This window comes from Paenibacillus sp. FSL R5-0908 (assembly GCF_038006245.1).
Lineage (GTDB): Bacteria > Bacillota > Bacilli > Paenibacillales > Paenibacillaceae > Paenibacillus_AQ > Paenibacillus_AQ odorifer.
The window spans coordinates 4,023,533-4,035,380 of the sequence record NZ_JBBOUV010000001.1; the positions used below are offsets into that span (position 1 = coordinate 4,023,533).

Here is an 11,848-nt window from a genome sequence, read left to right on the forward strand (position 1 = left end):
TTGTGTATCCGCAGCACTGTAGGTAGGCTTCCACCAGTTCCCCGAGATGAACAGTAGGTTCAGCATGTTAAAGGAGTCGCTGAAGTAGCTTTCCTTTTTATTCTTCATCCAGTCCCATCCTGCATTGACCCAAGCTTGATGCGTGGTGGTAGTCGTCGCTGCGGAGATGAAAGGCGCTACGAATACCGCTGTTGCATAAGTACCACGATTCGCACCGTTCAATTGGTAACCGTCCTTCACATTGTTCGGATTGTTGCTTGTTTTTCCTTTGATCCATACCACCATTTTATTGGCAATATCCTTACCACGGGTATCTCCGTACAAGGCGTAATCCATTACGATACGAAGCGGTACACGGCTTGCATTGTAGTTATATTCATTTGTTTCAGGGAACTCTTCCAAATAATTTTGGGGAGCCGGCTTAGGCGGGTTTCCTACCACGAAGTCCGATATCAGGCCTGTGCTAGACGAATAAGCTGCAGTAAATTGGCTATATACGTTATACAGATTGTTGATGACATTCAGCCAAGTTGAATCTCCAGTTACTTCATTGAAAGCCCGTAGATGGCTGAGCATCCAGTCGGAGGGACGCGTATTCAAGGCGCTCTTCGTATCCCAGTCACCAAGGTTCAGTCTGTTGTTAGTTGTCACATTGCTAAGCTTAATAGCGCCAATCATCTTTTTGGCTTCAGCCAAATAATTGATCGTTCCGGTCGAGCCCCATTGGCGATCGGCTAGAATAAGGGAGTAAGCGATATCAAGGTCCCCGTCTGTTGCCGAACCGAAGTGCCCTTGAGCCCCAGTATTATCTGCTACTACCCATCCCATCAGATTCGGGTTGTTAGAGCTCTTGAATGCTCTGGCCGTTTTGAACAAACCGTCATAGATTATTCTGGAATTCGTATCGTAACCGGCCATAAGCACAGTAATGACCATACCGTATCCTTGGCCTTCCGATGTGCCTAGCGGATCGAAGCCGTCCGCTTCGCCAGTAATATCACCTTTTACATAGTATCCTCCTGGCAGCGAGGATAAGTTGTTTTTAAGATAAGTAGCCTTCCAGTAGTCATAGTAGGAAGCTACTGAACTGTTCAACGAGGATTGACTGACGTGGTTTGGTTTAATGATGCCCGGATAGCTGACTTGTTGAGGAAACGGTTTCAATTCACCCGCTCCATGAGCTTTTGGTTGAAGCGGTGCAGGTGCGGCTAATGTCGATAGAAGAATAACCGCCGAAAGCATAACAAGTAACATCACTTTCATTGTGCCTGAGGTCGATTTCAATGAGTACATAAAAATTCCTCCTTAAGTGATGGTTAGTTTAATTAGCAATAAGTGCTACACATGCCTATAAAGTTTAAGCGCTTTAACTTTAAGACAGAAGTGACATTTCACTTATATGCTGAAGAAATTTGAAGATACACGCTTTAATAAGGAATCATCGCATCCTCAATGTCACGATTATCACTTTCATTGTGCCTGAGGTCAATTTCATTGAGTACACAAAAATTCCTCCTTAAGTGATGGTTAGTTTAATTAACGTCAATGAATCCTCCTTCCCTATAGAATGATCTCCAAAGTAAAACGCTTAACAATAAGTGCTACACATGCCTATAAAGTTTAAGCGCTTTAACTTTAAGGTGTAAGTGACACTTCACTTATATGCTAAAGAGATTTGAAGATATGCGCTTAAATAGGAAATCATCGCATCTTCAACGTCACTTTTCACCTATAGGTAGAAATTGCTAACCCAGCAGCATTACTTATGCACAAATGTATCACAACTATTTTCGCCGTGTCTAGGTGTTTGTGAATAAAATTTTAAAATTAATATTCATAAATAAAAGCGTTTACACCAAACGACAGTCCCTTTTTAAATATTGATCCCCTAGCACACAAAGTTGCGAACTGGACTATTTTTTCATAAGTCAAATTTGTTCTAATTCAGTCTAAATAAGCGCTTACATGAGGGGCTGGCTAAACTTACAATAATGTCTAACCATTTAAATTTGGGCACTTCTCTTGCAACGGCGAAGAATTTCACTGTCATGGCTTTCATGCAAAGCTAGGTTGAATATTGGAAAGGGGGCTGACATGGGGATTACAAGACGAAAACCAACAGTGATTATCTTGTTTACCGCTCTGATTGTTCTTGCTTTACTCGTGCTGAGCTTAACTAACAAAAAAGCGGAACTGCCTGAAAATTGGATATTTACAGTAGAGGGATACGCCGTAACAGAGGAAGAATTTCAATCTTTTGTTAAAGAGCAGAGAGCTATAACGGTAGACTATTTCTTCAGAACTTATGGGGCCCAAGTAGATGAGGGCTTCTGGACACGTCAATACGGCGAAAATCATGAAACCCCCTCTGAATACGCCAAAAATTCTGCGATGACTGCATTGCTAATGTCCAAGCAGGAGCAATTTATTGCAGACAAGCGAGGAATCGCCCCTTACCAAAGCTTTGATGAGCTTAAATCCGACATGGAAGAAGAAAATGTTAAGCGGGCTAAGATGGATGATTCAGGAGAGACTTACTATGGGTTGCCTCAGTTTGATTTATATCAATACATGCAATATTTAAGTGGCGCCCGTTGGCCCGATTTGATAGAAACCCAGGTAAAGAAAACGAAAAAAAGCGACACCGAGTTACAAGTTGAGTATACATCAAAAAGTGCGGAATATGTTCGTGTTGCTGATAAATTAACGGCTGCGTTAGCGACAGCGGGACTGGTCAAAGAAGAGAAAGTGCTAAATCGTTTGGATATATCCAAAGAAGATACCGAGTCTCTTAAGTTCTGGGAGTCTTTAGCTGCTGCTTCTGTAGGTGAGACAGTAATCGGTAAATATATGGGCGAAGATGTCGTTGCCACATTAACCACAAAACCGGAAATCACCAAGCTTAAACTGGAAGATGTGAAAGATTCCATTCTATACGGATCGGCGGAATCTGACTTGCGAGCGTTAATTGCAAATACAAATAAGTTGAAGATCGTATATAACGGTAATCGATTCAGTGAATTAGTAGTGAACTAGAATAGTTAGTTTTTAAGTTTATAAAAATCTATGTCTATTGAGACTTCCATAGATACAGATTTTTTATAAAGTATAAATTTATTAACTTCAAAGGGAGGAAATTTTAGAATGATACGATCGAAATGGATGCAAAAAGCTTTGTCGATAGTTACGGCTACAACGTTGGTATTCCCTGGTCTGTTCGGCTTGGCGCCTTTATCTGAAGCATCAGCTGCGGGAGGGGGCGAATCTTTTGACTCCGTTGTACTAGAATTGACACAAGCGGCAGGTCAATCAGGCAGGGTAAATCTCACCTATAAAGGTTCGCCTTTAAGCAGTCTGGTTAAAGGACCGGTTATTGACGAGGTAAGTTATGATTCCAGCAATTCGCATCTTTTAACTGTTAATAATCAGGGTAACATTACTTTATCTAACGGTTATACATTTGCGTCGCCAGGTGCCCCCGGCGTCCCGGTGACAATCACGGCCACGGCAGATTATTACCCTGACTCAGAAGTGTTATTCATGGAGGACTTCGAGAACAACAATGGTCCGATGACATCTATGAGCAAATTAGGCTCGTCATTCACACTGTCCGATGCACAGTCCCGCTCTGGATTGAAAGCGATTACACCTTCGGATGATACAAATAATGAAATGGTAGCCCAAGACGTGGCATTGCCGGCTGGCAGCAATTATAAGATGACAGCATGGTATTTTGACCCGTATCCCAATGACGAGAAGACAGCGACGGATAGAACTCAATTTGCTATTGTAGATGGCAAAAATGCTACCTTTGCCGGGACATTCTATCAAAGTTCAGAGGCTGATGTTATTCATAACCCGACGAAATATACTTGGGCTTATGCACCATCATCAGCGGGTACAGCAGGCAATCGTTGGAAAGATAGCGGGGCTTTACGTTCAACAGGCTGGCATAAATTCGAGTGGCTTATTACACCGAATGGTGCGACGTTACAAATAGACGGAACATTAATATCCGATACAGCGCAAAGTGATATTTACAAAGCTATGAAGAGCGGTACAACCATTCAGCCTAAAATAGCTGGAGGATGGAATAGCCAGTCAGGGAACAAAGCTTATATTAAAAATAAACATCTAATCGACGATTTTTATGTTGTAAAAGATGTGGCTACAACAACAGGTACCAGAACATTAACAGTGAATTTGGTACCTCCCGGCGGATTGCCAAATTTAGAAATAATCACGCAGCCCACAAGGGCAGAAGTGAAACAAAATGAGACAGCAACATTTAGCATTACGGCATCAGCCGCTGCTACTGCTTATCAATGGTATGTATCTGATGACGAGACCGGCTTGAGCGGGACAAAAGTCAGCGGAGCTGATAAGGCAGTATTAACACTTTCCAATGTGGACGCAGCTTCACATCAAGGCAATTTTTATTATTGCGAAGTTTCCTCGGCAGAGGGAGTTGTGGTGAAATCCCATGCTGCACCGTTGTTGATAACCACCAATACGCAGGTGAATGCACCAATTAATCCAACGCTTGACTCGGATACGGGTATTTATAATGGCGCTTCCAATTACGGTGATACCCTTGTAACACTGTTCAAAGACGGTGGACCTGTGGGTTATTATTTATCGAAAAATGGGGGACCCGACCAGCCTAACAATCATGAAAGGCATCATGTTCTACCCTATGCAAGGGGACTGGGAGTGGGCAACTACACTGTTACAGCCATTGTTATAAATACTGCGGGAGATATCAGTGAAGAAGTTGCAGCATCCGGAATATTGAAAATCGAGAAATTGCCTACACCGGCAAATGCCAGATGGAACGGCACATATGCTACATGGGATCGCGTCGCTAACGCATCTGCCTATTCGGTTCAACTCTTCAGTAATGGAGTGATTAATGGAAGCCCGATTGCAGCAACAAGCAATGATACGGCTTTGTCTCCGACATTAAACGATACATTTAAAGTAAAGGCAAACGGCAACGCAACGTCACGATTCTTGGACTCTGATGAATCAGGGGAGAGTGCACAATATTCAGCGAACATTGCGCTAATTCGCCAGAACGATACATTACGGGCAGGAGATAGAACGCGGTTAATGGTTGACACAGCTGATGTGTTCGTTGCGGATAACATCAGCTTCAGTCCGGCGGATCAAGACAAGAATAAGATTGAAGTTGATGATGCCGGATTCGTGACGGTTAAGAAAGGTTATATTCCGACAGGGAACGAAGAAGTTACTGTACATGTGAGTGTTGATTACTTCAATAAGGCTGACACTAAATTTTACGATGGATTTGAAGGGGAGAAGAAATTTTCAAATGGTGCGAACGGATATGTTCACAGCGATGTGATGTCCCGTACCGGAGGAAAGGCCGCGACATCAAGCGGCGCCGGTCAGGTGGCGACTGTTCCAGGTACCTATAATTACGCCCCTGCAACCGGTAAGACAACAATCGTTACTGCTTGGTACTATGATGATGGCAGAGCGGCTTCCAATGACCACGCTGTCTTTGGCTTAACCCCATCGTCCAATGAACATATCGGAATAAATTATGGTAATGGAGATGGTGACTGGGCGGCAAATCTGACCAATTACGCAGTCAGACCTGGTTCATCCGGGAGATTCTATCCTGTAGATGTCAAGCGAAGCAAAGGTTGGCATAAATTTCAATGGTTCGTTACATCAACAGGAACAACCTATAAAATCGATGGACAAGACATTCAAAGGCAAACAACAGCTGGCGGTAATTTTGATACTCCAGTTAAGAACAATATTTCCAAGATCGATGCATTGCAGCTTGCTACGAACTGGGGCAACAAGCCTGGAACGGTTAAGGATATACAAAACAGGCATTTTATTGATGACGTATATGTTATCGATAGTGGAATAACATCCCAAACCGGAACAGCTTCTATTACACTAAAGCTCTTGCCTAAAGAGTATAGTCACTTAGAAGACAGCACATATGTTATCGGTCTGGATGACTATAATATCACCGTAAATCCTGATTTAACGGATCTGACTGGAGTGGAGATCGGCGCTGTAACTCTACTGCGGGATGTAGATTATACGGTTAGCGGTAATGTATTGAAGATTAACAAAGAATCATTCGCAAGAAATAATATCGTGCCGGGAAAATATACCGTTAGACTTGATCTTTATCCTGCCGAAATCACCTTTGAGTTGAACATTGTCCCCCTTGAAGTCCGTGATTATTATTTCTCCAATAACGGTGACGATCGTGCAGATGGACGCACACCGGCTACGGCATGGAAATCAATCTCCAAGATTAATGAATATGTATTTATGCCAGGTTCAACCATTTATCTGGATGCAAATAGCGTATGGAACGAACAAATCAAACTGCGCGGCGATGGTGAGGAAGGAAATCCGATTACGCTTACAAAATATAATACGACCGACCCTAACCAACGCCCGATAATTAATGGTGGAGGAACAGCGTCAAGCCCATCAGGCATTTCCTTAAACGGTACCATTGAGTTATATGACGTTAACTATTGGGTAGTCAGTGGAATTGAAGTAACGAACATCGGCAATGCGGCAGGTGACGGCCGTTCCGGTATCGCTGTAATGTCACGGATTTCCAAGCTGGGACAAGGTCAGTTTAATATTCAAGATTATGCTGATGCTCGTATGCAAGGAATCGTCATTCGAGATAACTACGTTCATGATGTTAATGGGCTGCACCAAGCAAATGGAGCAAGTAAGGTATCCGGCGGCATCATTATTAATGGTTATGTGGATATATTGGTTGAAGGCAATAAAACCCTTCGCTGCGATAACGAAGGTATTCGCAACAATGCCTACGGGCCAAGCAATCCAGGGACTAATAACACAGGCATTACTTGGAGTAATTCAAGCTATCCTTGGGCATCCAACGCTATGTTTAGAAACAACTGGGTTTCTAGTTCGGTTGGAGATGGCATTGTCATGTCCGGTGGGAACAACTCCCTTGTGGAACGAAATGTGGTCACGGACAACGGTTATAGCTATTTAAGCGATAAGAGCGGCAATCTGGTTACGAACTGGGGTCCAAATAATACAACACCAACATATCTAGGTTCGCAAAACTATGCGGCAGCGTGGATTATGGCAAGTAAAGGTACGATCTTCCGCTATAATGAAGCCGTAGACAACCCTTATCATGCAAGCAATGACGGTATGGCATGGGACATTGACAACTATTGTCAGGACAATGTGTATGAATACAATTACAGCCGAAATAACTATGGCGGTTGGTACTTACAGATGAATGCTGCCAAGGGCAATATCGTTCGCTATAACATTAGCGTGAACGACGGTCGCAGCCCGGATTTTAACAAGAGCTTTAACAGTCTTATATTACTTGCGGGAGGTTCTTCAACGAGCGAGGAATTAAGTGGCTTATACTATAACAATGTCATCGTCACACCATTGAAGAATAGCAGTTCGTTAGTATTTGACCCGACAGCCTCCAACTTGCACATTTATTTCCAAAATAATATATTTGCCTACACTGGGGAAAACAACCAGGTTGGTCTGAAAGGTGGGGGAACATCAGCTCCATTTACAGCCGGACGTTTTACGAACAACATTGTATATCCGGCTAATCTTTTTGGCAGCATGAACGCAGGTGGAGGCGGATATCTAGGTGCAGGCGTAACAGCAACAGACAACCGCTATGTAACGGAAGAGGAACTGAATTCTATATTAAAAGATTATAAATCTGCGCCTGAACATTGGATTAGCAACAGTGGAACAGTGGATGCCAAGCTTGATTATAGTGCGATGAACGGGTTCCGTCTTGCGGATGGTAATAACCTGGCCTATGGTGCAGGTGCCGAGATTGTAAGTCCATATGTGGATCGGGCGAATGCTCTGCCTCATATGACGGAGAGAACAGACTTCTTCGGCAATTCACTTAGCGGCAGAACGCCTTCCATCGGCGCGCACAACCCTTATGCGGTAACTTTTGATTCCAATGGGGGCAGCGAAGTTGCGGTGAAGTTCGCTGACATGGGCGGTACAATTACCGAGCCAACAGCGCCGACAAAAGATAAAACTGTTTTCGGCGGTTGGTATCAAGATACAGGATTAAACGATGCTTGGGATTTCGATACTGATACTGTTACAAGGGATATTGAATTATATGCGAAATGGGCTGAAGACGCAGGTACTGCGCCAACGATTACGACGAAATCGCTTGCGGATGGCAAGGTAGGACAACCTTATTCGGCAGTTCTTACCTCTGATGGCGATAAGCCGATCAAATGGGCTGTTGTAGATGGTCTATTGCCATCAGGATTGAGCTTGGATGAAGATGCAGGTGTTATCTCTGGTACACCGGATCAATGGGGTCAATTTACATTCAAAGTTCAAGCTGACAATGACGCAGGCAGTGACTCGAAACCGTTCAATATAGTGATCACTGAAGAAGTCTCAGTTGACACAGCTCCGGAGATCATCACTAAGACTTTGCCGAGTAGTAAAGTTGGACAACCGTATACGGTAACATTAGCGGTATATGGCAGTGAACCGATTTCCTGGAAGGTCCAGGGAGGAAATTTGCCAGCAGATTTGAAGCTAGATGAAGAAATGGGCATTATCTCGGGTACGCCTCTAGAGGCAGGATATTACGAATTCACGGTTGCAGCAACGAATGATTTTGGTAGAGATGAGCGAGAATTGAGCATCGAGATTAAAGAAGATAAGCCAGTGGATACAGCTCCGGAGATTATCACTAAGAATCTGCCAAGCGGCAACGTGGGACAACCGTATACGGTGACATTAGCAGTTTACGGCGACAAACCGATTACCTGGAAATTGAGTGATAATTATTTACCTGCTGGGCTGAATCTAGAAGGAGCTACGGGTGTTATTTCAGGCGTGCCTACTGAAGCGGGAACTTACAAATTCAATATTACGGCTTCCAATCATGCTGGCATGGATACGATAGAGTTAACTATTGTAATTATTGCAAATGACAGTGGTGGCAATAACAATGGCGGCAATTCAAATGGCCACAGCAGTACGCCGACTCCTTCGCCAGAGTTATCAGTAACGGAGCGTATTGATGCTACAATCAAAGAGCAGCTGAAGAAGGGCAATTCCATTGCATTGACGATGTCAGCCGGAAAAGATGAGATTGAGATTCAAAGCGATACGATCGGTGCGATTATTAATGCCGACAAACCGCTAATCGTTACGAATGACACCGTATCTGCTAAATTGTCCGCTGAATTGTTGAAGCAATTGAATACAGGAAAGCGGATGAAGATTGTCATTAAACCTGTAGATGAAAGAGACGGAGCTATAGGGCGGGGATATGAATTAAAGATCTTCGTGGATGGCCGGGAAGTAACGGATTATACAGGGCTTATACCCGTAACCTTCGATCTGTCAAAAGAGAAGTTGTCGACAAACGAGCTTAACATGTTATGCGGTGTTATGCTTCAATTGAACGGTAACATGGAGCGTTTAGGCGGCAACTATGAGCGTGAGACAGGTAAATTTACCTTCACGGCAAAAGGACTAGGTTATGTCTTCATTACAGCCAAGCCTGAACCTGTGAAATTGGAATTCACTTTAGGAAAGACAGGATATAAATTAAACGGAATCGAAATGAGTATGGACGTTGCTTCAATGGTAGTTAAAGGCAGAACGTTAGTCCCACTGCGCTTTATTGCCGAGAGCTTAGGAGCAAATGTAAGCTGGGATAACGTTACGAAAACCGTAATGATCACCTTGAAAGGTCAGACTTTATCGATTAAGATCAGTGAACTTGCACCAGGAATGGATGTAGCAGCTGAACTTGTAAACGGTCGTACTATGCTCCCATTACGTTTCATTGCTGAGTATTTTGGTGCAAATCTATTCTTCGATAATACTTTGAAATCTATTAGTATCATAAAGTAGTATTTCCTAAAATTAGCAGCTACGCTCTAACCCCTCTAACATGCACTGCCATGTTAGAGGGGTTTCTAGTGTGCGCCGGGCATGGACGATAACTTGGCGGTGAAAGTCCGCACGAACAATAAAATTGTCTTAACTGGAAACAATTCTTTAGATTGTGTTAATCTGTCTAATAGTGAACTCGATTTTGAGAGAGGGATGTTACTTGAAAAGAAACGTGTTATATATTGAAGATAATGAGAAGATAGGCAGTTGGGTAAAGGAAGAATTGGAACAACGAGGATTTTCAGTACAGTGGCTGCTTTCTGGTGAAGGAGCTGAAAAAGTAGTAAACCAGCATGAAATTGTTATTTTGGATATTATGTTACCCGGTTTAGATGGATTTACTGTGGGAAAACGATTTAAAAAGGCAGCTCCTGCTGTTCCTATTTTGCTGTTAACTGCTCGAACATCGATAGATGATAAGGTAGAAGGGCTGCAATTTGCTGATGACTATTTAACAAAACCATTCCATACGGATGAATTAGTGGCAAGATTAGAAGTTCTAATCCGTCGAGGTGGCGGAACACATCCCGAACGAATTTCATTAGGGAATTATATTGAAGTAGATCCAGAAGTCCAAATGGTATTTGACAAACACACAGGGGAAGAAATTATATTGACAGGGAAACAACATCATATTTTGATGTACTTCTTACGCCACCCTAATCAAGTTTTACCAAAAGAACAAATCTATGAAGCCATCTGGGAAGAAGCTTATATCACAGGTGATAAAACATTAATGGTACATATTCATCGACTGCGTCAAAAGCTGGAACGTCATCCAGACTCCCCAGAGATTATTGAAACATTGAAGGGAATAGGCTATCGGGTGAAACTATGAAACAGACTAAATCATTATTTGGTCGTTTCCTAAAAGGACATTTTCTATTTATCTTTTTACCTCCGATCGTACTTATTTTCTTATCAGCGTTCATTGAGTCTCCTTTTAATGAAGAAGAGCTGAATAAGTTAAATTATTTTTACATTGTACTTCTTTTGTTTGGTTTTATTATTGTCGCATTTGTGGTAATTTCTTGGATTTTCTTCTTGAGACTTCGTAAACGTCTTAACCTCTTACAGGAAGTCATGTCATTTTCAGCTAATCATAATTCATTTCCTAAACCAATATCCGTTCAACGTGATCGTATGGATGAAATCGACCAGTTAGGCAGTTCTTTTAATTGGATGATTCAGCAGCTTGAAGACAGTCGTAAGCGGGCATATGAAGAGGAATTGTTACGACATCGACTCATTGCGAATTTATCTCACGACTTACGAACGCCACTAACCATTTTGAGAGGACATGTCACCCGATTAAATAAAGAATCAATGAGTCTAGAAGGACAAAACTCACTAACAGAGATGAACCATACGATTACAAGAGTCGGAGATCTAATGGATGATTTACTTTCCTATACATTGCTTACATCAGGAAAACATCCTTTTGAGCCCACTTCAACAGATATTGGACGTTTAGTAAGAGCATCTGTTGCTGCGTGGTATCCTGTATTTGAAGAAAAAGAAATCCAGATCGAGGTTGATTTACCGACAGAGGCGACTTTTTATTGGGAAGCAGATCCTAAATGGATGACACGGGTTCTGGATAATTTATTTCAGAATATTCTTCGCCATGCAGCAGAAGGGAAATACGTAAACATTGGGGTTGATGTAGAAAAAGAACAGATCATTGTTGCAGACAGGGGTCCGGGGATGGATAACTCTTCCTATGAGGGTGGGGTGGGGATAGGTTTATCGACTTCAAATTATATGTTAAATAAAATGAAGCTGAAAGCTGACTTTACATCAAATGAAAACGGCACAAGAGTGGCTATTGGTAGAGCTTAACCTAAAGTTAACCCAGAAGTAAACAGCAGGA

General features: G+C 42.6%; 4 protein-coding genes and 1 pseudogene. 4 read left to right on the forward strand and 1 reads right to left on the reverse strand.

All coding sequences use genetic code 11. The features are described from left to right. A pseudogene (locus tag MKZ09_RS18185) lies at positions 1–1,173 on the reverse strand (glycosyl hydrolase family 8); the annotation flags it as partial. Between the two features lie 921 nt (positions 1,174–2,094). On the opposite strand from MKZ09_RS18185, the gene MKZ09_RS18190 reads away from it, so the two are divergent. The 4 genes from MKZ09_RS18190 (at position 2,095) to MKZ09_RS18205 (ending at position 11,817) form a co-directional block, all read left to right on the forward strand. Beyond that, positions 2,095–3,036, forward strand: a complete 942-nt coding sequence (locus tag MKZ09_RS18190) for a hypothetical protein (protein WP_076201192.1) — start codon at positions 2,095–2,097, stop codon at positions 3,034–3,036. A 108-nt stretch (positions 3,037–3,144) separates the two neighbouring features. Beyond that, a complete protein-coding gene (locus MKZ09_RS18195; protein ID WP_076201190.1) occupies positions 3,145–9,933 on the forward strand; it encodes a stalk domain-containing protein in 6,789 nt (2,262 codons plus the stop codon). A 202-nt stretch (positions 9,934–10,135) separates the two neighbouring features. Beyond that, positions 10,136–10,813, forward strand: a complete 678-nt coding sequence (locus MKZ09_RS18200) for a response regulator transcription factor (protein WP_076201187.1) — start codon at positions 10,136–10,138, stop codon at positions 10,811–10,813. Further along, positions 10,810–11,817, forward strand: coding sequence for a sensor histidine kinase (locus MKZ09_RS18205; protein WP_076201185.1), 1,008 nt, complete (start codon positions 10,810–10,812; stop codon positions 11,815–11,817). Before MKZ09_RS18200 ends, MKZ09_RS18205 begins: the two co-directional genes overlap by 4 nt. Positions 11,818–11,848: the final 31 nt, after the last annotated feature.